This is a genomic window from Streptomyces sp. NPDC052023 (genome assembly GCF_044548465.1).
Taxonomy (GTDB): domain Bacteria; phylum Actinomycetota; class Actinomycetes; order Streptomycetales; family Streptomycetaceae; genus Streptomyces.
In genome coordinates this window covers 76,570-97,582 of the sequence record NZ_JBIUBW010000006.1, presented here as the reverse complement: position 1 = coordinate 97,582, position 21,013 = coordinate 76,570, and the positions used below count along the sequence as shown (strand labels likewise).

Genomic DNA, 21,013 nt, shown 5'->3' with positions numbered 1-21,013 from the left:
GTCAGGCCATTCCGGCCTTGAGGATGCGCTCGACGTCCAGCACAACCTTTCCGCCCACGGACTCGGGGAGCGTGACGAGCTCCCCGGGGATGTGGATGCCGTGTGTTGCGTAACGGCCACCCACCCCAGTCAGCACACGGACTCGCTGGTGCTTGCGGTCGACGATGACGTAGACGGGAATCCGGGCCTTTGCGTAGGCGGCGACCTTGGCCTGCAGATCCGTTTTCCAGACCTGCTGCGGACATCACGTGCCTCCCATGGGCTGGTGTAGAGAGCATCGTCGTAGGCAGGCCGGAGCCGAGGTGTCCCGTTCCGGTCGTTCACCCGAAAGCGATCAGTCGGCCCGACCCGCGCCCCCCGGATCCGGCAGCACCCGCGTCATCCCCGGCAAGAAGTCCGTGAACAGCTCATGCACCTCGTGCACCAGCGGTCGCAGCACCCGGAAGCGGGACAGGTACACGCCCCGAGCGGTGAGGCGAGCCCCCCGCTCCGCCAGCCGGTAGCTGCGCTCGCGCCCCTCCGTCCGGTCGAAGATCCAGTACAGCACGAGGCCCATCTGGGACAGCCACATCAGCTCTGGCAGCACGTCCCGCAGTTCCTCCGGGACCTTGGTCTTCGTGGCGCCCGCGAGCACCTCCCTATGGACGCTGATCGCCTCCACGCGCGCGTGCTCCGACTCCGGGGAGAACGGGCTGAGCGGGCTGTCGGGGTCGGCGGCGTTCTTGAAGAACTGCACCGCGAACTCGTGGTACGGCATCGCCACGTCGAGCCAGGCCTTCAGGACGCCCGCGAGCCGGGCCTCCAGGTCGGTCTCCCGGCCCAGTACGCCCCGGACCGCCGCCTGGTGCTCGGCGGCGATCCGGTCGTAGAAGCCCTGGATGAGGTGTTCCTTGCCGGCGAAGTAGTAGTACGCGTTGCCGACGGAGACCCCGGCCTCCTGCGCGATGGCCCGCATGGTGGTCTTGTCGTACCCGCGTTCCCGGAACAGCCGCATCGCGGTCTCCAGGATGAGCGCACGGGTCTGCTCCGACTTGGTCTGCTCGGCCTTCGCCGGCGTACCGCCGCCCTCACCGGGGCGTTCGTTCGGGCTGTCGTTGTTCGCGGGCACGAAGAGAGCCTAGTCAGTGGGACAGGCGCCGTCGGCGCACCCCTTGGGGAGGTACGTCCAGCCCAGGGAGGGGTCGTACGTCCACCCTTCCGCGCGCGGGTACGCCTGTCCGCCCCACGGCCCGCCACGCCATTTCGCGGCGGCCAGAGCGGCTCCCTTGGCGATCCGCATCCCCGCCGGGCTGCTCAGGCGGTGGGCGAGCGACCGGTGCTCGCGCAGCGCCCACAGGGTGACGATCCAGGCGGCGGCGCCCTGATAGATCTGCCCGCCGTCACCGATGACGGTGATGTCGTCCAGGGTGGTCCGGTGGTCGAGGCCGGGAAAGCGCCGGAGGGCCTCGGCGGAACCGGCCGGTACCAGGTCCAGCGGCACCAGCTGCCGTTGCCGTGCGAGCCAGTCGCGCAGGAACGCGCACAGGGCGCACTCGGCGTCGTAGAGCACGGTCAGCCGGCGAACCGGGACGCGTGCCGCGCCCCGGCCCACCGAGGCGGCCGTTGCCATGCCGCCTTCGTCCCGACCCCCGTCCGAGGCGGAAGCCCCCCCGACGCGACCTTCCCGCGGTCCGCGGGCGCCGGCCCGGGCCGGAGCGCCGTTCCCGTTCCAGCCCCTCTGCGTGGCCGCCATGGGTGCTCAGGCCCCCGGCGCCGGAGCCACCCAGCCCTGCGGCGGGACCGGCGGCTGCTGCTCCCGCTCCATCGCGCCCCGCCGCCGGATCCGGTTGAGGACGTACACGTTGCCCAGGTGCATCACGCCGAGCACCAGCAGCACCACACCGAGCTTGGTCGACAACGCCTCGAAGACGCCACGCGTGTCGGTGATGGTCTCGTCGTCACTGAGGTAGAGCGCGACGAACCCGAGGTTGACCAGGTAGAAGCCGACCACCAGGAGGTGGTTCACGGCGTCGGCGAGCTTCTCGTTGCCGTGCAGCACGTCGGCCAGGAAGACCCGCCCGTTGCGGCTGAGCGTACGGGCCACCCAGATGGTCAGGGAGATGCTGACGACCAGATAGATGACGTAGGCGACGACCGTGCGGTCCATGTCCCCCACCCTTTCTTGAACGCGTTCAAAACGCTGACAGGGATGACTGTAACCCTGTTTTTGAACGCGTTCAAGATGGGGTGGGTGCCCGTCCGCCGACGGGTGCCCGGGTCAGGAGATCCGGCCCAGCTCCGGCCGTTTGCTGTAGTCCGTGAACCCGACGACGTTCCCCCAGGGGTCGGCGATCTCGACCGTCCAGCCGGTGACCCCGGGGGCGGGGGCGTCGAGCAGCGGGATGCCCGCGGCGGTCAGCGCCTCGGCCGCCATCCGCGCGTCCGGCACCTCCAGCCACACCCGCGGGGACGGCCAGGGTGGCGGCCGGTGCCCGAACTCCTCCTCCTGGCGCAGCAGGAGGCCGGGCGTCTCACCCCCGACCCTCAGCAGCGCGATCCCGGCCTCGTCGATCCGGAATCCCGTCGTGAACCCGGCCCGCTCGTAGAAGGCCACGGCCTCGCCCAGGTCCCCGACGGGCAGCAGCACGTTGTCGAAACCGAGCAGCTCGTACGACTCGTCATCTGACATGCCGTCAGCGTAGGCGGGCGAACGGCCGAACCCCGGCATTGTCAGTGGTGGCCCGTACTGTCGTCGGCATGGCAATCGTGACGTTCGTCGACGAGACGACGACGGGGGACAGGGGCGCGGGCCTGGAGCTGGAGGTCGCCGAGGAGCGGCTCACCGTGGGTGAGTTGATCAGGCGCCGGGTGTTCCAGGAGGTCGCCGAGTACAACGCGCGCACACCGGGCGTGTTCCAGGGGCTGGTGCAGCCCTCGGACACCGAGCGGGTGCTGAACGGATACGCGCTGCGCACGCCCCGGCGGATAGACCCCGAGGCGCAGACCGAGCTGGCGCTGAAGGCCTTCGCGGGCAACGGGTTCCTGGTCCTCGTGGGGGACCGTCAGGTCACCGACGTGGACGAGGAGATCGACCTGGTGCTAGGCACCGAGGTCACGTTCCTCAAGCTCGTCCCCCTGGTGGGTGGCTGATGATCACATCGACTTCCGAGTACGCGCAGCAGGTCGGCGGCGTCCTGGCCCTGGTCTCCGCCGGGGACGCGGAAGGGGCCGTGCCTGGGCTCCTCGCCCTCGCCGAGACGATCGACGACCACTGGAGCGGGGAGGGCCGCAAGGTCGTCAACGCCGTGCGGGACGCCGACCGGCCCTTCCGGACCGCCCTGCTGCACCACCTGGCGTCCCGGTACCACGAGTTCGAGCAGAGTGCCGCCGTACGCCGCCGCATCGTGCACCTGCTCGACAGCCTCCAGGGCCCGGACCTCGTCGAGGGCCAGCCGCGCGACACCCGCGCCGCGCTGATCCGGCTGGCCGCCGAGCGGGAGGTCCAGTACGACACCCGGCAGCTGGTGCGCCTCGCGGAGCTGGAGCTGGCCGAGGGCCGTGACCTCCCCGGCGAGTTCGTCGCCCTGGTCCGCCGCTCCCACCTCATGCTCTGGAACGGCTCGGGTGAACTCGGATCCCTGGTGAAGCGCTTGCCCCACCCGGTCCTGAACCCCGGCGAGGCCTGGTCCGACCAGGCACTTGCCGACGCCGGCGAGCTCGGCGACGTCTGGCAGCGGCTGCTCGCCCACACGGCCACCGCCACGGCCGCCCGCCCCTCCGCGAAGTGGGACCGGACGGCCCGGTCGCTGATCGACGCCGTCGGACCCGAAACCCTGCGGCAGCGGGTGCTGCCCTGGCTGACCCTGGTCGGCCGGCCGCGCACCCACCCGCTGGTGCCCACCTATTACGGTGCGGACCCCAACCACACCCTCGACCCCTGCAACGCCAACGCGCTGCGCGGCCTGACCTGGCTGCTCGCCCTCCTGCCCGCCCACGCCGAGACCGCGCGCACCCTCGGCACTCTGGTGGACACCTGCCTGAAGAAGGTCCAGGGGCTCGGCCCGCGCAACCCCAAGGTCGCCAACGCCGCCGTCAACGCCCTCGCCCGCATGGACGGCGAAGCCGCCCTCGCCGAACTGGCCCGCCTCACCACCCGTGTCACCTACAAGGGCACGCTCAAGCTGCTCGACGCCGCGCTCGACACCCGGGCGCGGGCGCTCGGTCTCGGCCGGGACGAGATCGAGGAGCTGGCCGTGCCCGCGTACGGCCTCACCGACGTCGGCCATGCCCGGTACGCCTTCGCGGACGCCACCGCCGAACTACGCGTCGAGGGCTCCCGCGCGGTGCTGACCTGGAAGAACGCGGTGGGTAAGCCGGTCAAGTCCGTCCCGGCCGCCGTCCGGCGCGACCACGCCGACGAGCTGAAGGAACTCAAGGCCGCGGTCAAGGACATCGACAAGATGCTCACGGCCCAGAGCGAGCGGCTCGACCGCCAGTTCCTCGCCCGGCGCACCTGGTCCTACGCCACCTGGCGCGAGCGCTACCTCGACCACCCCCTCGTCGGCACGCTTGCCCGCCGCCTGCTGTGGACGGTCGACGGACGCACCGCCGGGTACGCGGACGGCGCTCTGCGCACCCTCACCGACGACCCCGTCACCCACGGCACCGAGGTCGCACTCTGGCATCCCGTCGACCACGAGCCGGCGCACATCGTCGCCTGGCGGGACTGGCTGGAACGGCACGGCGTCACCCAGCCGTTCAAGCAGGCACACCGCGAGGTGTACCTGCTCACGGACGCCGAGCGCGCGACAGGCACGTACTCGAACCGGTTCGCGGCACACATCCTGCGCCAGCACCAGTTCCACTCCCTGGCCGCGATCCGCGGCTGGCGCAACAAGCTCCGCCTGTGCGTCGACGACGAGGCGCCGCCCGCCACCCGTGAACTGCCGCAGTGGGGCCTGCGCGCCGAGTACTGGATCGAGGGCGAGGGCGACGAATTCGGCGTCGACACCACCGAGTCCGGCAGCTACCTCCGGCTGCGCACCGACCAGGTCCGCTTCTACCCGGTCGACGCCCCGGAGAACTCGGCGCACTGCTGCGGCGGCGAGTACCGCATGTGGCTGCGCGACGGCGCCGATCCGGTGGGCCCGATACCCCTCGCCGACATCCCGCCCCTCGTCCTGTCCGAAGTCCTGCGCGACGTCGACCTGTTCGTCGGTGTCGCCAGCGTCGGCAACGACCCGGCCTGGCAGGACGGCGGCCCCGGCGGCCGGTTCCGCGAGTACTGGACCTCGTACGGCTTCGGAGAGCTGGGCCAGAGCGCCGAGACGCGCCGCGCGCTGCTCGCACGCCTGATACCGAGGCTCGCGATAGCCGACCGCTGCACACTGGAGGGCCGCTTCCTCCAGGTGAAGGGCGAACTCCACACGTACCGGATCCATCTCGGCTCGGGCAACATCCTCAGGAGCCCGAACGACCAGTACCTGTGCATCGTCCCCAAGTCCGCCGCGGGCACACCGCAGTCCGGTTATCTGCCGTACGAGGGCGACCGCATGCTGGCGGTCATCCTCAGCAAGGCCATGATGCTGGCCGACGACTCCAAGATCACCGATCCGACCATCCTGAGCCAGCTGTAGACGCGCGAGGGCCCCGCCGCCGGTGCCTCACCGGAAACGGGGCCCTCGCGAAAGAGGCGGAGATCAGAAGCGGCGCGTGATGAGCGCCCGCTTCACCTCCTGGATCGCCTTGGTGACCTCGATACCGCGCGGGCAGGCGTCCGTGCAGTTGAAGGTCGTGCGGCAGCGCCACACGCCGTCACGGTCGTTGAGGATCTCCAGGCGCTGCTCACCGGCCTCGTCACGCGAGTCGAAGATGAACCGGTGGGCGTTGACGATCGCCGCGGGGCCGAAGTACTGGCCGTCGTTCCAGAACACCGGGCAGGACGAGGTGCAGGCCGCGCACAGGATGCACTTCGTCGTGTCGTCGAAGCGCTCCCGGTCCTCGGCGGACTGCAGCCGCTCACGCGTCGGCTCGTTGGTGTCCTTCGTGATCAGGAAGGGCATCACGTCCCGGTACGCCTGGAAGAACGGCTCCATGTCGACGACCAGGTCCTTCAGGACCGTCAGGCCCTTGATGGGCTCGACCGTGATCGGCTTCTCGGGGTTGATGTCCTTGATCAGCGTCTTGCAGGCAAGGCGGTTCTTGCCGTTGATCCGCATGGCGTCCGAGCCGCAGATGCCGTGCGCGCAGGAGCGGCGGAACGTCAGGGTGCCGTCCACGTCCCACTTGATCTTGTGCAGACCGTCGAGGACGCGCTCCTTGGGGTCGATCTCCAGCTGGAAGTCTTCCCAGGTCGCGTCCGCCGAGACCTCCGGGTTGAAGCGGCGGATCCGGAAGGTGACGGTGATGTACGGGGAGGCCGCGGACTCCGAGCCAGGGGTCTCGGCCTTGTCCAGAACGGGTGTAGCCATCAGTACTTACGCTCCATCGGCTGGTAGCGGGTCTGGACGACCGGCTTGTAGTCGAGACGGACGGTTTCGGACCCGTCGGCGCCGACCTCGCGGTACGCCATGGTGTGGCGCATGAAGTTGACGTCGTCGCGGTTGGGGTAGTCCTCGCGGTAGTGACCGCCGCGGGACTCCTTGCGGGCCAGCGCGGAGACCGCCATGACCTCGGCCAGGTCGAGCAGGTTGCCCAGTTCGATGGCCTCCAGCAGGTCCGTGTTGAACCGCCTGCCCTTGTCCTGGATCGCCACGTTCCTGTAGCGCTCGCGCAGCTCGGCGATCTTCTCGACGGCCGTCTTGATCGTCTGCTCGGTGCGGAACACCATGACATTCGCGTCCATGGTCTCCTGCAGCTCACGCCGCAGGGTCGCCACCCGCTCGTTGCCCGTGGAGGTCCGCAGCCGCTCGATCTGCTCCAGAACGAGGGACTCCGGGCTCTCCGGCAGCTCGATGAAGTCGGCCTTCTGCGCGTACGCGGCCGCGGCGAGGCCGGCCCGCTTGCCGAACACGTTGATGTCCAGCAGCGAGTTGGTGCCGAGGCGGTTGGCGCCGTGCACGGACACGCAGGCGACCTCGCCGGCGGCGAACAGGCCCGGGACGACCGTGGTGTTGTCCGCCAGGACCTCACCCTCGACGTTGGTCGGGATGCCGCCCATCGCGTAGTGCGCGGTCGGCTGGATCGGGATCGGGTCCGTGTACGGCTCGATGCCCAGGTAGGTGCGCGCGAACTCGGTGATGTCCGGGAGCTTCGCGTCCAGCTGCTCCGGCGGCAGGTGGGTCAGGTCGAGGTAGACGTGGTCGCCCTCGGGACCGCAGCCGCGGCCCTCACGGATCTCCGTGTAGATGGAGCGGGAGACGACGTCACGGGACGCGAGGTCCTTCATGACCGGCGCGTACTTCTCCATGAAGCGCTCGCCGTCCTTGTTGCGCAGGATGCCGCCCTCACCGCGGGCGCCCTCCGTCAGCAGGATGCCCATGCGCCAGATGCCGGTCGGGTGGAACTGGAAGAACTCCATGTCCTCCAGCGGCAGGCCGCGGCGGTAGACGGCGGCCTGGCCGTCGCCGGTCAGCGTGTGCGCGTTCGACGTCACCTTGAAGAACTTGCCGGTGCCGCCGGAGGCGTAGATCACGGCCTTCGCCTGGAAGATGTGGATCTCGCCGGTCGCCAGCTCGTACGCCACGACACCGGCCGAGTGCTTGATGCCGTCGACCTCGGTGATCAGCTGGTCGAGGACGTAGAACTCGTTGAAGAACTCCACACCCTCCTTGACGCAGTTCTGGTACAGCGTCTGGAGGATCATGTGGCCGGTGCGGTCGGCCGCGTAGCAGGAGCGGCGGACCGGGGCCTCGCCGTGGTTACGGCTGTGACCGCCGAAGCGGCGCTGGTCGATCGTGCCGTTCGGGGTCCGGTTGAACGGCAGGCCCATCTTCTCCAGGTCGAGGACCGAGTCGATGGCCTCCTTCGCCAGGATCTCGGCGGCGTCCTGGTCGACCAGGTAGTCACCGCCCTTGACCGTGTCGAAGGTGTGCCACTCCCAGTTGTCCTCCTCCACGTTGGCCAGCGCGGCGGCCATGCCGCCCTGCGCGGCGCCCGTGTGGGAGCGGGTCGGGTAGAGCTTGGTCAGCACGGCGGTGCGGCTGCGCTTGGTCGCCTCGATGGCGGCGCGCATACCCGCGCCACCGGCGCCGACGATGACGGTGTCGTACTTGTGGATCTTCATCAGTAGTACCTCAGCCCCGTGCCTAGCGGATGTTCGGGTCGAAGGTGAAGATCACCAGCGTGCCCAGCAGGATGGTGAACACCGTGGCGGTGTACAGCAGGCCCTTCAGCCACAGGCGCGTGCCCGCGCGCTCCGCGTAGTCGTTGATGATCGTGCGCAGGCCGTTGGCGCCGTGCAGCATCGCCAGCCACAGCATCAGCAGGTCCCAGACCTGCCAGAACGGGGACGCCCAGCGGCCCGCCACGAAGGCGAAGCCGATCTTGGAGACGCCGCCGTCCAGCACGAGCTGGATCAGCAGGTGGCCGATGACCAGGACGACCAGCACGATGCCGGACAGCCGCATGAAGAGCCAGGCGGCCATCTCGAAGTTGCCGCGCGTGGTACGCGGGGTCTTCTTCGTGCGCTGGCGCGGCGGCTCGATGAGCGGCGCCGGGTTGTCGACCGTGTGGAGGGAGGTGCCCTCGACGGGGCCGATGCCGGAAGCGGTCTTCTCAGTGGTGGACATGCGCGTCAGCTCCCGAAGACTTCACGAGCGGCGTGGCCGAGGACGGGGTAGATCGCCCCGAGCATCAGCACGACCCAAACGGCCACGACGGACCAGAGCATCTGCTTCTGGTAGCGCGGGCCCTTCGACCAGAAGTCGACGGCGATGACGCGCAGGCCGTTGAGCGCGTGGAAGAGGATGGCGGCCACGAGGCCGTACTCCAGCACGGCGACGAGCGGCGTCTTGTAGGTGGCCACGACCTCGTCGTACGCCTCGGGGGAGACGCGGACGAGTGCGGTGTCCAGCACATGTACGAACAGGAAGAAGAAGATGAGGACGCCGGTGACTCGGTGAGCCACCCAGGACCACATTCCTTCCCGGCCGCGGTACAGCGTTCCAGCCGGCACGGAAGAACCCTCCGGGAGCGGGGACTGGGGCCTGCCGGCTTCGGCGTCGGACGGGCCCGGCCGGGTACGGTCCACCGGCCCCCAGCATCGTAGCGACGCGCTGCCGCTGGGCTGAGCCGGGGTCTGGCGGTGTGATCAAAGTGGCACGCGGATGGGTGAGGATTGCGGCTTTCAGGGTGGGGTGTCCGGTTCATGCGCCGGGCGTGGCGCCGTTCGAGCTGGTCGCGCGGCTCCCCGCGCCCCTGAGGGACGTCACCAGCCGGCCTCTTGCCAGGCGGCGGAGTTCTTCCGCCGTGACCCCCCGTTCTTCTTCCGGATCGTTCGTCAATCGTGACCGGATCGCCGCCAGGAGCTGGTCGAGGACCTCGTCCGGGGTGAAGCTGTCCAGGCAGATGACGAATACATGTCCGAAGCGGGCCTCGTATGCCGCGTGGGCCGCGCTGAGCGCCGTGTGGGCCGCCGAGTACGCGCCGTCGGGCAGCTCGGGCAGGGACTCCGCTGCCAGGGCCTCCGCGAGGTCCGCCGCGGTCAGGTCGTACGCCGCCTCGTCCGCCGCCGCGAGCAGGGCGTCCGCGTCCGGGTACGGGCGGTGGTCGGCGACCCGCCGGGCCCAGCGGAGGCTGTGCAGGCAGCTCAGCAGCATGCGCCGTATGTCCTCGGCGGGGGCGGCGTTGAAGTGCCCCACCGGTATGGCGACTCGGCCGGGGAGGTCTGGGAGGCGGTGCGCGGGCAGCGTGGGTCCTCGTGGGCGTCGCGTGTGTCAGCAGGGGATGTGATGGGAGATGTGCCGTCACGTTATCGAGAGTGTTCACGGCGTGTCCGAGCGATACCTGATTTTCACCCGGACGGGAGAGTTTGAAGACGCGCGGTGGACGCTCGAAGCCGTACGTTGGCAGGGTGAGCCAGCACAGGCGCCGGGCGTCGGCGCGGAGCGACATACGGACGCGGTGGCTGATCGTGGTGGTCGCCGCCGCGGTGGTGCTCGTCGGCCTCGGGCGGGGGCTGTGGACCGGCAGAGGGGCGCCGGGCGGCGCGTCCGCGAACCCGTCGGCCCCCGCCGCGGCGGCGCCGACCCCCACCCCGACGCCCACCCGCTCGTACCCCCTGTCCACGGCCCCGCGCACCATTCCGGCAGTCGGTGACCACTCCCCGGCGCGCGGTCCCGGCTGGCGTCCCGCGCAGGGCTCGCGGGTCGTGGTGAGCGACGCCGGGCTGGCGGACGAGGGGCGGCTCCTGGCCGGAGAGCTGGGGCTGACCTACGCGGGCGAGAAGGGCGACAGCCGGGCCGGGGACGTCCGGCTCGCGCTGAGCGGGGCCGATGGGGCGAACCCGGAGTCGTACACCATGACCGTCCGTGACGGGCGGGTCGGTATCAGCGGTCCCGGCGAGGCGGGGGTCTTCTACGGGACCCGCACGCTGAAGCAGACCGTGAGCGACGGCGGCACGGCGCCGGAGGGCGTCGTGCGGGACGAGCCGGCCAAGGAGCGGCGCGGGCTGATGGTGGACATCGCCCGCAAGCACTTCACGGCCGACTGGATCGAGGACCGGATACGCGAGCTGGGCGACCTCAAGTTCAACGAACTGGGGCTGCACTTCTCCGACGACCAGGGATTCCGTATCGAGTCCGACTCGCATCCCGAGGTCGTGTCGCAGCAGCACCTGACGAAGGCAGAGGTCCGGCGGATCGTCCAGCTGGCCGAGAGCCGGCACATCAGCATCGTCCCGGAGATCGACTCTCCGGGGCACCTGGGCGCGGTGATCGCCGCCCACCCGGAGCTGCAGCTGCGCAACGCGCAGGGCGTGGCGGCGACCGGGGCCGTGGACATCTCGAACCCCGAGGCCGGGAAGCTCGTCGACGAGTTGTTCAGGGAGTACGCCGGTCTCTTCCCCGGCACCCGGTGGCACCTCGGCGGCGACGAGTACCGGGCGCTCACGGTGTCCGACCCGCAGGCCTCCTACCCGCAGCTCGCGGCCGCCGCGCGCGAGGCGTACGGCCCCGGCGGGACCGTCGCCGACCTCGCCACCGGCTGGCTCAACGACCGCGCCGCCGCGGTCCGGGCCCTCGACCGCACGCCGCGCGCGTGGAACGACGGTTTCTACACCGGTACGTCCGTCCAGCCGGACGAGGACATCGAGGTCGCGTACTGGACGGGCAAGGAGATCGGTGCGCGGCAGCCGGTGGAGTACCTGAGCGCGGGGCGCAAGGTCATCAACTACAACGACGAGTTCCTCTACTACGTCCTCGGCGAGCCGCAGACCTTCGTCTATCCGACGGGACAGCGGATATACGAGCAGTGGACGCCGCGGGTGCTGCGCGGGACGCAGCCGGTCGCGGCGGGCTACGACGGGCAGATTCTCGGCGGTTCGTTCGCCGTGTGGTGCGATCTCGCGAACTCCCAGACGCAGGCGCAGGTGGCGGCGGGGATACGGATGCCGCTGCGGGCCACCGTCCAGAAGTTGTGGGACGCGGGCGAACCGGAGCTCTCCTGGGCGGAGTTCAGCGCACTGGCCGACCGGCTCGGCTGAGCCCGCTCGGCGTTCCGGCCGCCGATCCTGCCCGTTGGCCGAAAAGCTCTTCTTCCCGTTCCTTCACCGACTCGCTGTTGTGCCGGTGTGACAGTACGGCAGTATGGCGCGCAGTAAGGGGAAGTGCGGGCTCCGTAAGCAATGGCGCCCCGGAACGGGAGGCGTGGATGAGCCTGGTGGAACTGATCGCGCAGGCCGACGAACGCGGGCTGGCCGTGAGTGCCCTGGCTTGTTTGGATCGGTGCGTTCCCCTCCTGGGGGGCGACGACGAGGTGCTGCGGCCGCTCTGGGCGAACCTGGCGGACAACGGGGACACCGGCGAGTGGGGCGCGCTGCTGGACAAGGCGCGCGCGCAGCTGGGCGTCGCCGAGGTCGTGGACGCGGAGGACGTCGAGGACGAGGCCGCGTTGCTGGTCCGGCGGATGCTGGCTGCCGCCCCTGTCATGCGGTCGGCCGCCGAGGCCCGGGTGTGGGCCGACGGCTGCTCGGTGGCGTCGCTCCAGATCCACCGCCTGCTCGACCCGGCGGAGGACGGCGGGGCCTCCGCCGAAACGTTCCCGCAGGCGCTGGACGCCGCGCGGGCGGGCACGACCCCCGTCGCGGGCCGTCCGGACGCCATGTCCCCGCTCGTCTCCGCCGAACTGCGCCGCCAGATCACCGTCCTGGAACTCCTCACCGAACACGGCTCGGCCGGCCTGCGCCGCGCCCTGGAGGTGTCGACAGAGGGCCGCAGGGTCCTGCGCGCGGTGGTCTCCCGCCGGGCGAGGAACGCCTGAGCGGCGGCGCGGTGTCGGCGGGGGCCCGGGCCGGGCATTGCCGCCCCGGCGCCCTGACCTCGGCCGGCTTCGGCTTGCCCGCGTGGTGGCCTGGACCGGGGGTCCCGGTCCGGGCGGCCTCAGCCGGCTTCGGCTTGCGTCCGTGGTCAGGGTCGGGCATGGGAGTCCGGGCATGGCTGCCTGGGTGGGGTGTCGCCCGGGAGTCGTGGGTTCGGCGAGGCGTCGGTGGCGCGGTGGGGTGGGCTCGGCGAGGTGTCGTGGTGGGGTCCCCCGGGCGCCGGTGGGTGGTTCTGGCCGGGGAGGGTGAGTGCGTGCCGTGACCTTGGCCGGGCATGAGGACGGGGCCCCGGATTCGGGATCGTAAACCCGCGCTCCCGCAAGGATCCTGTGACCGTCTCTGGAGCGCGGTGGGGCGGTCCTGCGCCGGTTGCGGGCAGTGGCCGAATAGGCGTGACGAATCGTTGCTGCAGGGCGCTTTTCCGAGTGTGACGACCCAGACTGTGACGACGAGCCAGGCGGGGGCGACCCCCGAGAACAGGCCCTCGGCCGCGACGAAGCCGGTGCGGTGGGCCACGGACGCGGTGGCGACCCTGCGTGAGGGGGCGCGGCTGCGGCTCGACTACTCCGCGCAGTCCCTGTGGCGTGCCGACCGGATGATCGACGAACTGCGCCGGGAGGGCACGCCGTACGCCGCCGTGGAGCACATCCTGCGCGGGCTCGGGGCCTACGCGGGTGAGGTGATCGCCCGTCAGGCCGGCGCCGAATGGTGGGCGACCGGCGGCGACCACTGGCTGCGCACGCCGGACGGCCGCCTGTGGGACCCCATCGACGAGGCCCGCCGCTGTTTCGCGGGCGACGGCTCGCTGCGGCTGCTGTGCCGGGACGCGACCGCCGGGAGCTGAAAGGCACCGGCACTGGGGGCCTCGTTACTCGGGGGACCTCGGGGGCGTCTGACGAGCTGTGACACTTCTGTGAGGCCCGACGCTGATGACCGTGGGGGCGTCGGCACGGCCGGTTCGTGTCGCACGGCGCAGACTTCCTACGAACGCGGTGCGAACGAGGACGGTTGTGGGCCAGGGAGGGGAACCCCGTCGCGTCCAGGCGTACGACGGGGAATTGGGTGCCGCGGTCGCGCGGGCGCAGGACGGGGACGAGGACGCGTTCGCGGTCGCCTACCGGCTGGTGCAGCCGGGACTGCTCGGCTATCTGCGCGGGCTGGTCGGCGACGACGCCGAGGACGTGGCGTCCGACGCCTGGCTGGAAATAGCCCGGGACCTGGGCCGGTTCAAGGGCGACGGTGCGGGCTTCCGCGGCTGGACGGCGACCATCGCGCGGCACCGGGCACTGGACCATCTGCGCCGCACCCGGGTACGGCCCCGGCCGGCGGCGCTCGAACCGGACGTGCTGGACCTGCCCGGCCCGCAGAGCACGCACGACCAGGCCCTGGAGTCCATCACCACCGAGCGCGCCCTGGCCCTGGTCCGCGAACTGCCGCGGGACCAGGCCGAGGCCGTGCTGCTGCGGGTGGTCGTCGGTCTGGACGGCCCGGCTGCCGCCCGGGTGCTGGGCAAGCGGCCCGGTGCGGTGCGGACGGCGGCGTACCGTGGGCTTCGGCAACTCGCCCGCCGGCTGGGCGCCGAGGGCGTGACGCAGGACGGTCCCCGCAGGCTGGGGGAGTCATGATCTCGGGTGAACGACGGTTCGCGGACGGACAGGGCGGCGGCCACCTCGCGGCGCTGCTGGGGGCGATGACGGGTGACGGTGCGGTGGACCCGGAGGCCGAGCGGCAGGCTCTGGCGGCTTTCCGCGCGGTCCGGGACGCGGGCGCCCTCCGGGCCCGTACCCGCCGCCGGGACGACTGGCGGTCGCGGGGCGCGGACCGATGAGGCGCGGGACGAGGCGGGGCGCGGTGCGCGAAGGGGCCAAGGCAACGGCCGGGGCCGCCACCCCCCACAGGAGAGGCCCCGGCCGTCGCGCGGCACGGGCCGCGCGGCGGCCCGTACTTCCTTCAGCGTCATGACCGCGTTTTCTGTCACACCCCACTGCGTCACGAGTTAGTTGCATCGTCGACTACCTGCATGGACGGGAGGCGGTTTCAAGACGTAACGTGCCTTTCGCGCCGCAGTGCGGGGGCAGGACGACCGCCGCAGCAGCAGCGGTCCTCGAACCGCGACCATCGGTTTGAGGGAACACGACGGCGAGAACCCGGTCCGCAGGAGCGGCGCCGGCTTGGGCGCAAAGAGGTGCGAACCCGGTCCGTGAGAGCGGTACCGGCTTGGGCGCAAAGAAGGGCGCGCGCGGTGGGGGACGACGCGGAGCTGACGGCCGCGGTGCTCGCGGCACAGAGCGGGGACGAGACCGCGTTCCGTACGGTGTATCGCGCGGTGCATCCGCGGCTGCTCGGATATGTACGGACACTGGTCGGCGACCCCGACGCCGAGGACGTGGCGTCCGAGGCCTGGCTGCAGATAGCCCGGGACCTGGAGCGGTTCAGCGGCGACGCGGACCGGTTCCGGGGGTGGGCCGCCCGGATAGCCCGCAACCGCGCCCTGGACCACATACGGATGCGCGGGCGGCGGCCCGCGATCGGCGGTGACGAGACCGAGCTGACCGGGCGGGCCGCGGAGTCCGACACCGCGGGGGAGGCCATCGAGGCCCTGGCCACCGACCACGCCCTCTCGCTGATCGCCCGGCTGCCGCAGGACCAGGCGGAGGCCGTGGTGCTGCGGGTGGTGGTGGGCCTGGACGCGAACACCGCGGCCGAGACGCTCGGCAAACGGGCGGGCGCCGTGCGCACCGCGGCGCACCGGGGGCTGAAACGGCTCGCCGAGCTGCTCGGTGACCTCGGCGAGGATCCGGAATCGGCCGGTGTGCTGGACGCCCTGCCGCCCCAGCGAGAACCGCGCGACCGCGCGGTGACGTCCGCGAGTGTGACGCCTACGCGCACGCGGACGCAGAAGGACATGTGATGGCCGACGAGCAGCACAGGTGGCTGGACCGCGATACGGCGGAGCGTTTGCTGAGCGGAGAGCCACTGGACGCTGCCGGCGACGCCACCCGCGAACAGGCCGCCCAGCTGGCCCGCACCCTTGGCGCACTCTCCGCAAAACCCCCGCTGACCAGCGATGAACTCCCCGGCGAGGCCGCCGCGCTGGCCGCCTTCCGCAAGGTGCGGGCGGACCGCGACAGCGAGCTCGGGGCCCTCGGCACGCCCGGTGACGGGGAAGCGCGCGACGCCGGGCTGGTGCGCATCGGGCGCCGCGCGGCCTGCCGTACGCCCGCTGTCCACCGCCTGCGTCTGGGCCGTCCCGTACGGCTCGGGCTGGCCGCGGCGCTGGCCGTCGCCATGGTCGGCGGTGTGGCCGTCGCGGCCGGAACCGGAGTGCTGGACACGCCCTTCCACCACGACGAGCCGCGCCCCGCCGCATCCGTCTCGGCCGCCGAGCCGCCTGGGCAGCCGGTGGTCTCGTCCCCGCCGGCGCAGCCCGAGGAGCCGGGCACGGCCACACCGGACGGCACCACGGGTGGCCCCGCCACCGGCAGCCCCGGCCCGTCCGGCGACAGCACCCCGTCCACGGGCGGGGACAGCGAGGAGCAGTCGCGCGACGCCGGCGGCTGGTGGAGCGCGCTCACCTCGGCCTGCCGTGATCTGCGCGAGGGCCGGAGCCTGGACCGCGACCGCAAGCGTGCCCTGAAGGAGGCGGCGGGCGGTCACTCGAGCGTGCGCAAGTACTGCGACGCCGTGCTGGGCGACTTCGACGGCAGGCGGGACAAGGGCTGGGACCGGGGCGGCAAGGGCGGCGACGAGGACGCGGGCGACGGCAAGGACGACGGCAAGGGCGACGGCCACGGCGGTCGCGGCGACGACGACGGTGGCGAGGACGGGGACGACCGGAGCGCCGGGGACGGCGCCACGGCACCCGGCCGCGACGGTGCCCTCGCCCCCGGCGACTCGGCGGGGTCGCCGGCCCTGCTCCCCGAGCGGCGCAGCACGGCGCAGTCGCTGCTGCCGACAGCGAACCCCTCGTAGCCACCTCTCTGACCTGCGGTTTCGCAGGCCGTCGAAATTGTCATAGATATTTCTGCTCCAGGGGTGTGACATTTTCGGCCGTGCCGGCGCAGTACTGAGTGAGCCGACTGGTCATCGGCTGTCGCACTGAGCCGGGGTCCCCCCCGTACCTACGGCTCGTGCACCTGAGCGCGGGCGGGACACGTTCCCCCGGTCCCGCCCGCGCCCCGAACCTCACCAGTGGACGACGACCTTGTCGCCCTTCCTCACCTCGCCGAACAGCTGCGCGATCGCGGCCTCGTCCCGGACGTTGACGCAGCCATGCGAGGACCCGGCGTAGCCGCGGGCGGCGAAGTCCGGCGAGTAGTGCACGGCCTGACCGCCGCTGAAGAACATGGCGTACGGCATCGGCGCGTCGTACAGCGTGGAGTGGTGGCGGCGGGACTTCCAGAACACCTTGAACTCACCCTCCCGGGTGGGGGTGTACTGCGAGCCGAAGCGCACCGGCAGGGTCGTCACCGTCCGGCCGCCGACCATCCAGCGCAGCGTGCGGCTCGACTTGCTGATGCACAGCACCCGTCCGGTCAGGCACCGCGGGTCGGGTGCGTCGGCGGGCTGACCGCCCATCAGGTACAGGTCCCAGCGGCCGGGTTCGCGGGTCATCCGCAGCAGCCGCTGCCAGGTGACGGTGTCCGTGGTGCCGGTCTTCGGCAGCCCTCGTTTGCCCTGGAACCCCCGGACGGCCTGCTGGGTCAGGTCGTCGTACGTCCCCGTCGGACCGTCGAACAGCCAGGCGATCTGGCGCAGCCGGGCCTGGAGTTCACGCACGTCCCGGCCCCGGTCGCCGGGTGCCCAGAGCACCCGGGGCGGAGCCGGAGCCGGAGAGGCCGGACGCCCGGGGGTCCTGGAGGGGGCCTCGGGCGGCGGCGCGGGCGCCGTGCGGGTGATGTCGATGTGGATCGGCCCACGCGGGTTTCCGTTCGCGTCCACGGCCTGTGCGGTGCAGCCGCACATCGTCACCAGCGCCGCCAGCGCGGCGGCCGCTCTCCTCGAACCAGCACTGCGCATACCAGTCCCCGCCTTCTCACCGAAGTGCAGCCGTGTCACCTGAGATGCTTTCCCGCGCATGACGGGCCGCGAACGGCGCGGCATCGTGGTGGCAAGGAGTGAGTCACTGCTCGGCGGAAGGCACGACCATGGCGCACGAGTCGGAGTCCGGACTGCCCATCGAACCGGTGTACGGGCCGGAGGCCCTGGACGGCTGGGACCCGGCCGTCCGGCTCGGGGAGCCCGGCGCCTACCCCTTCACGCGCGGCGTGTACCCCACGATGTACACGGGCCGCCCCTGGACCATGCGCCAGTACGCGGGCTTCGGCACGGCGACGGAGTCCAACGCCCGCTACCGGCAGCTCATCGCGCACGGCACCACCGGCCTGTCGGTCGCCTTCGACCTGCCCACCCAGATGGGCCACGACTCCGACGCGCCCCTCGCGCACGGCGAGGTCGGCAAGGTCGGCGTCGCGATCGACTCGATCGACGACATGCGGGTGCTGTTCGGCGGAATCCCCCTGGACAAGGTGTCGACGTCGATGACGATCAACGCCCCGGCCGCGCTGCTCCTGCTGCTGTACCAGCTGGTCGCGGAGGAACAGGGGATCCGGGCGGACCAGCTGACGGGCACGATCCAGAACGACGTCCTGAAGGAGTACATCGCGCGCGGGACGTACATCTTCCCGCCCAAGCCGTCCCTGCGGCTGATCGCCGACATCTTCCGGTACTGCCGGACCGAGATCCCGAGGTGGAACACCATCTCCATCTCCGGCTACCACATGGCGGAGGCCGGCGCTTCCCCCGTCCAGGAGATCGCGTTCACCCTGGCCAACGGCATCGAGTACGTCCGCACGGCCGTCGCCGCGGGCATGGACGTCGACGACTTCGCCCCGCGCCTGTCCTTCTTCTTCGTCGCCCGTACCACGATCCTGGAGGAGGTCGCGAAATTCCGCGCCGCCCGCCGCATCTGGGCACGGGTGATGCGGGACGAGTTCGGCGCGAGGAACCCCAAGTCGACGATGCTGCGCTTCCACACCCAGACGGCCGGGGTGCAGCTGACCGCCCAGCAGCCCGAGGTGAACCTCGTCCGGGTCGCCGTCCAGGGCCTGGCCGCGGTGCTCGGCGGCACCCAGTCCCTGCACACCAACTCCTTCGACGAGGCGCTCGCCCTCCCGACCGGCAGGAGCGCCCGGCTGGCCCTGCGTACCCAGCAGGTGCTCGCCTACGAGACCGACGTCACCGCGACCGTCGACCCCTTCGCCGGTTCCTACGCCGTCGAGCGGATGACGGACGACGTCGAGTCGGCCGCGGTCGAGCTGATGGCGAAGGTCGAGGAGCTGGGCGGCTCCGTCGCCGCGATCGAGCGCGGGTTCCAGAAGAGCGAGATCGAGCGCAACGCCTACCGGATCGCCCGGGAGACCGACGCCGGCGAGCGGGTCGTGGTCGGGGTGAACCGCTTCACCGTCGACGAGGAGGAGCCGTACGAGCCGCTGCGCGTCGACCCCGCCATCGAGGCACGGCAGGCGGAACGCCTGGCCGATCTGCGCGCCGGACGTGACCCGCGGGCGGTGGACGCGGCCCTGTCGGCGCTGCGCAAGGCGGCCGAGGGCCAGGACAACGTGCTGTGGCCGATGAAGCAGGCGCTGCGGGCGCGGGCCACCGTGGGTGAGGTGTGCAACGCGTTGCGGGAGGTCTGGGGCAGCTATGTACCCAGTGACGCCTTCTGACCGGGTCCGTTGTCGGACCCGCGTGCGACACTCCTGGGCATGTTCGGCGTCATCGATCTTCCGACCTATCTCGCAGGGCTCGCCCTGATCGTCCTGCTGCCCGGTCCCAACTCGCTCTACGTGCTGTCGGTAGCCGCCCGGCGCGGGGTGCGCCCCGGGTATACGGCGGCGGCGGGCGTGTGGTGCGGCGACACCGTGCTGATGACCCTGTCGGCGGCCGGGGTGGCCTCGCTGCTGCAGGCGAACGCGCTGCTGTTCGGCGTGGTGAAGTACGCCGGTGCCGGTTATCTGACCTGGCTGGCGATAGGCATGCTGCGCGCGGCGTGGGGGATGTGGCGGACCCGGCGGGAGAGCCTGGCGGCGCCTGCCGCGCCGGAAGCGGGTGACGAGCGGCCGTTCCGGCGGGCCCTGGTCATCAGCCTGTTCAACCCCAAGGCGATCCTGTTCTTCGTCGCCTTCTTCGTGCAGTTCGTCGACCCGGGGTACGCCTATCCGGCGCTGTCCTTCGTGGTGCTCGGGGCGTTCGCGCAGCTGGCGAGCTTCCTGTACCTCAGCGGGCTGATATTCGGCGGTACGAGACTCGCGGCCGCCTTCCGCCGCCGCAGGCGCCTCACGGCGGGGGCCACCTCGGCGGCGGGGGCGCTGTTCCTCGGCTTCGCGGTGAAGCTGTCGCTGACCAGCTCGTAGCTGCCGCTGACCCAGCTCCTGGTGTCGCCGGCCGCCTTGCGCTGACCCGCTCCCGGGAAGCGGGTCAGCGTGCGGCCACGACGTGCCCGTCGTGGCGGGGCGTCAGCGCGAGGCCGGTGACCGCTTGGCCGCGCGGGCGTTGCGGATCGCGCGGGTCAGCAGCGGGGGCAGCAGGTCGGCCGCCAGGCGGCGGGCGCGGCTGCGGGGCTTGCGGGGCGGGGCCGGGCGGGTCGCCGCCGAGACGGAGGCGGCGGGCTTGGGCACGGTCGGCGCGGCGTCCTCCTGCGCGTGACGGGAGGGCGGGAAGTCGGGCGCCTTCATGCCCTTGGACTTCAGCCTGACGAGCCGGTGCCCGGCGGCCTGCTGCACGCTGAGTCCGCAGTCGTCCCGCCCGCGGACCATCGCCAGCAGCTCGTCCTGCACCGGCTCCGGGTCGCCCCAGGTGCCGTACAGCTTCTGTGTGGTCAGGCAGATCGGGCGCAGCCCCCGGCTGAGCACGGCCTCCCAGACGGCGACCGAGACACCGGGAGTGTGCTCGGAGCGGAAGTCGTCCAGGACGACGATCCCGTCCGGCAGCAGGACATCGCGTGCGGCACCGATGTCGTCGTACACGTGCTCGTAGAGATGCGAGCCGTCGACGTGGACGAACCGGCAGGAGTCCCGCTCGACCTCGCCGGGCACGAGCGAGCTGGGGCCCTGCACGACGCGCGGCAGTTCGTCGTGGAAGGAGAGGTAGTTGGTCTCGAAGACCTGGCGGGTGAGCGCGCTGTACGACTTCGTCGACTCGGCCCGGTTCGCGTCGTCCGGGGCGTCGCCCTCGAAGAGGTCGCACACGGTGTAGCGCTCGCCCTCCCGCAGATGGCGGCCCAGGAAGATCGCGCTCTTGCCCATGTAGACCCCGACCTCCAGCAGGTCACCGCGGACACCCGCGGCCTCCTGCCGGCTCAGAAGCCAGTCGAAGAGCACCTGGTCGAGTACGGGGAACCAGCCTGGGACGTCGTCGAGCCGACGGGGCCGCGGGGGCGCCTCATGTGCAGTGGTCATGAAAGGCGAGCACTTCCTCGTTGCGGTGTGCGGTCAGGAGCTGCCCGGCGCCTTCCCGGGTGGACAACCAGTCCAAACCACGGAGAAGGTGAATACCGGG

General features: G+C 71.4%; 22 protein-coding genes and 1 pseudogene. 11 read left to right on the top strand and 12 right to left on the bottom strand.

What is annotated here, in order from left to right; genetic code table 11:
* Window position 1: 1 nt before the first annotated feature.
* From ACIHCM_RS15285 to ACIHCM_RS15265, 5 genes and pseudogenes are all read right to left on the bottom strand, one after another.
* Window positions 2-229, bottom strand: a pseudogene (locus ACIHCM_RS15285) (Uma2 family endonuclease); the annotation flags it as partial.
* A gap of 105 nt (window positions 230-334) precedes the next feature.
* On the bottom strand, window positions 335-1,108 hold the full coding sequence (locus ACIHCM_RS15280; RefSeq protein ID WP_399894918.1) for a TetR/AcrR family transcriptional regulator: 774 nt from the start codon (window positions 1,106-1,108) through the stop codon (window positions 335-337).
* A 9-nt stretch (window positions 1,109-1,117) separates the two neighbouring features.
* Complete coding sequence (locus tag ACIHCM_RS15275) at window positions 1,118-1,609, bottom strand: thiol-disulfide oxidoreductase DCC family protein (protein WP_399894914.1); 492 nt, start codon at window positions 1,607-1,609, stop codon at window positions 1,118-1,120.
* Between the two features lie 129 nt (window positions 1,610-1,738).
* A complete protein-coding gene (locus ACIHCM_RS15270) occupies window positions 1,739-2,146 on the bottom strand; it encodes a hypothetical protein (RefSeq protein ID WP_399894911.1) in 408 nt (135 codons plus the stop codon).
* Between the two features lie 111 nt (window positions 2,147-2,257).
* Window positions 2,258-2,668, bottom strand: a complete 411-nt coding sequence (locus ACIHCM_RS15265; RefSeq protein ID WP_399894908.1) for a VOC family protein — start codon at window positions 2,666-2,668, stop codon at window positions 2,258-2,260.
* A gap of 68 nt (window positions 2,669-2,736) precedes the next feature.
* On the opposite strand from ACIHCM_RS15265, the gene ACIHCM_RS15260 reads away from it, so the two are divergent.
* Window positions 2,737-3,129, top strand: a complete 393-nt coding sequence (locus ACIHCM_RS15260) for a hypothetical protein (RefSeq protein WP_399894905.1) — start codon at window positions 2,737-2,739, stop codon at window positions 3,127-3,129.
* Window positions 3,129-5,615 carry a DUF4132 domain-containing protein gene (locus ACIHCM_RS15255; RefSeq protein WP_399894902.1) on the top strand — a complete coding sequence of 829 codons (2,487 nt, stop codon included), beginning with the start codon at window positions 3,129-3,131 and terminating at the stop codon, window positions 5,613-5,615. Before ACIHCM_RS15260 ends, ACIHCM_RS15255 begins: the two co-directional genes overlap by 1 nt.
* A gap of 63 nt (window positions 5,616-5,678) precedes the next feature.
* Here the strand turns inward: ACIHCM_RS15255 and ACIHCM_RS15250 are convergent, their stop codons facing one another.
* The 5 genes from ACIHCM_RS15250 to ACIHCM_RS15230 form a co-directional block, all read right to left on the bottom strand.
* A complete protein-coding gene (locus ACIHCM_RS15250; protein ID WP_393106576.1) occupies window positions 5,679-6,449 on the bottom strand; it encodes a succinate dehydrogenase iron-sulfur subunit in 771 nt (256 codons plus the stop codon).
* Complete coding sequence (sdhA, locus tag ACIHCM_RS15245; RefSeq protein ID WP_399894899.1) at window positions 6,449-8,203, bottom strand: succinate dehydrogenase flavoprotein subunit; 1,755 nt, start codon at window positions 8,201-8,203, stop codon at window positions 6,449-6,451. Before sdhA ends, ACIHCM_RS15250 begins: the two co-directional genes overlap by 1 nt.
* 22 nt (window positions 8,204-8,225) lie before the next feature.
* Entirely contained in the window at window positions 8,226-8,708 is a 483-nt protein-coding gene (locus ACIHCM_RS15240) for a succinate dehydrogenase hydrophobic membrane anchor subunit (protein WP_399894896.1), read from the bottom strand.
* Between the two features lie 5 nt (window positions 8,709-8,713).
* On the bottom strand, window positions 8,714-9,094 hold the full coding sequence (sdhC, locus tag ACIHCM_RS15235) for a succinate dehydrogenase, cytochrome b556 subunit (RefSeq protein WP_393106583.1): 381 nt from the start codon (window positions 9,092-9,094) through the stop codon (window positions 8,714-8,716).
* A gap of 190 nt (window positions 9,095-9,284) precedes the next feature.
* Window positions 9,285-9,779, bottom strand: a complete 495-nt coding sequence (locus tag ACIHCM_RS15230) for a 2-oxo-4-hydroxy-4-carboxy-5-ureidoimidazoline decarboxylase (RefSeq protein WP_399894893.1) — start codon at window positions 9,777-9,779, stop codon at window positions 9,285-9,287.
* Window positions 9,780-9,991: 212 nt separating this feature from the next.
* Here ACIHCM_RS15230 and ACIHCM_RS15225 point away from each other — a divergent pair, with 212 nt between their 5' ends.
* The 7 genes from ACIHCM_RS15225 to ACIHCM_RS15195 all read left to right on the top strand — a co-directional run bounded on the left by ACIHCM_RS15225 (window position 9,992) and on the right by ACIHCM_RS15195 (window position 16,426).
* Window positions 9,992-11,620 (top strand): glycoside hydrolase family 20 protein, encoded by a 1,629-nt coding sequence (locus tag ACIHCM_RS15225; protein ID WP_399894890.1) that lies wholly within the window; start codon window positions 9,992-9,994, stop codon window positions 11,618-11,620.
* A 167-nt stretch (window positions 11,621-11,787) separates the two neighbouring features.
* Complete coding sequence (locus ACIHCM_RS15220; RefSeq protein WP_399894887.1) at window positions 11,788-12,396, top strand: hypothetical protein; 609 nt, start codon at window positions 11,788-11,790, stop codon at window positions 12,394-12,396.
* Window positions 12,397-12,881: 485 nt separating this feature from the next.
* Window positions 12,882-13,298 (top strand): hypothetical protein, encoded by a 417-nt coding sequence (locus ACIHCM_RS15215; protein ID WP_399894884.1) that lies wholly within the window; start codon window positions 12,882-12,884, stop codon window positions 13,296-13,298.
* A 166-nt stretch (window positions 13,299-13,464) separates the two neighbouring features.
* The gene (locus ACIHCM_RS15210) at window positions 13,465-14,079 is read left to right on the top strand and encodes an RNA polymerase sigma factor (protein ID WP_399894881.1); all 615 of its coding nucleotides are present in this window, start codon (window positions 13,465-13,467) and stop codon (window positions 14,077-14,079) included.
* Window positions 14,076-14,282, top strand: coding sequence for a hypothetical protein (locus ACIHCM_RS15205; RefSeq protein ID WP_399894878.1), 207 nt, complete (start codon window positions 14,076-14,078; stop codon window positions 14,280-14,282). Before ACIHCM_RS15210 ends, ACIHCM_RS15205 begins: the two co-directional genes overlap by 4 nt.
* A gap of 414 nt (window positions 14,283-14,696) precedes the next feature.
* Window positions 14,697-15,365: an RNA polymerase sigma factor gene (locus tag ACIHCM_RS15200; protein ID WP_399894875.1), complete on the top strand. Its 669-nt coding sequence runs from the start codon at window positions 14,697-14,699 to the stop codon at window positions 15,363-15,365.
* Window positions 15,365-16,426, top strand: a complete 1,062-nt coding sequence (locus tag ACIHCM_RS15195) for a hypothetical protein (protein ID WP_399894872.1) — start codon at window positions 15,365-15,367, stop codon at window positions 16,424-16,426. Before ACIHCM_RS15200 ends, ACIHCM_RS15195 begins: the two co-directional genes overlap by 1 nt.
* 213 nt (window positions 16,427-16,639) lie before the next feature.
* On the opposite strand, the gene ACIHCM_RS15190 is transcribed toward ACIHCM_RS15195, so the two are convergent.
* Window positions 16,640-17,473, bottom strand: coding sequence for a L,D-transpeptidase family protein (locus ACIHCM_RS15190; RefSeq protein ID WP_399894869.1), 834 nt, complete (start codon window positions 17,471-17,473; stop codon window positions 16,640-16,642).
* Window positions 17,474-17,601: 128 nt separating this feature from the next.
* Between ACIHCM_RS15190 and ACIHCM_RS15185 the strand changes: the two genes are divergently transcribed.
* Together ACIHCM_RS15185 and leuE are read left to right on the top strand one after the other, a co-directional pair.
* Window positions 17,602-19,182: a methylmalonyl-CoA mutase gene (locus tag ACIHCM_RS15185; RefSeq protein ID WP_399894866.1), complete on the top strand. Its 1,581-nt coding sequence runs from the start codon at window positions 17,602-17,604 to the stop codon at window positions 19,180-19,182.
* Window positions 19,183-19,221: 39 nt separating this feature from the next.
* Window positions 19,222-19,869 carry a leucine efflux protein LeuE gene (leuE, locus tag ACIHCM_RS15180; RefSeq protein ID WP_399894863.1) on the top strand — a complete coding sequence of 216 codons (648 nt, stop codon included), beginning with the start codon at window positions 19,222-19,224 and terminating at the stop codon, window positions 19,867-19,869.
* 102 nt (window positions 19,870-19,971) lie between these two features.
* Here the strand turns inward: leuE and ACIHCM_RS15175 are convergent, their stop codons facing one another.
* Window positions 19,972-20,913, bottom strand: a complete 942-nt coding sequence (locus tag ACIHCM_RS15175; protein ID WP_399894860.1) for a class I SAM-dependent methyltransferase — start codon at window positions 20,911-20,913, stop codon at window positions 19,972-19,974.
* Between the last annotated feature and the right edge of the window lie 100 nt (window positions 20,914-21,013).